Genomic DNA, 497 nt, shown 5'->3' on the forward strand with positions numbered 1-497 from the left:
GACTATATCGGCGATGCCATCCGCTCGGTCGCGCGCCAGACCTTGCGCGACTTCGAATGCGTGATCGTCGACGACGCCTCGACCGACGGCTCGGTCGCCGAGGTGCAGCGCACCCTGACCGAGCTCGACGATTCGCGCTTTCGCCACGTCCGGCTGGAGAAGAACGTCGGCCAGACCGGCGCTACGCGCCGCGGCCTGGCCGAGACGCGCGCCACCTTCGTCTGCTTCCTCGACTCCGACGATCTGTGGAACGAGGATTTCCTCGAGCGCCATCTCGCCGCCCATCTCAACGAGACCTACGCGATCGGCTTCACCGCCTGCAACGCACGGCTGATCGACGGCCAGGGGGCGCTGATCGCCGGCTGCGTCTACTGGTTCGGCCACGAGCGCTCGCGCGTCGACCGCGACCAGGCCTTCACGCCGATCGATCCGGCGCGTGTCCCGAAGATCGACACGGCCAACGGCACGGTCGACTGGCGCAAGCAGACGCCGTACCG

The 497-nt window shown here is 68.2% G+C and carries 1 protein-coding gene; it reads left to right on the forward strand.

Annotation, left to right across the window (positions count from 1 at the left end; all coding sequences use genetic code 11):
* Positions 1-497: glycosyltransferase family 2 protein (locus tag DNK49_RS23335; protein WP_133255183.1), on the forward strand; the 497-nt coding region annotated here is incomplete at both ends.

Source organism: Parazoarcus communis SWub3 = DSM 12120 (genome assembly GCF_003226565.1).
In the GTDB taxonomy this organism is placed as follows: Bacteria; Pseudomonadota; Gammaproteobacteria; order Burkholderiales; family Rhodocyclaceae; genus Parazoarcus; species Parazoarcus communis.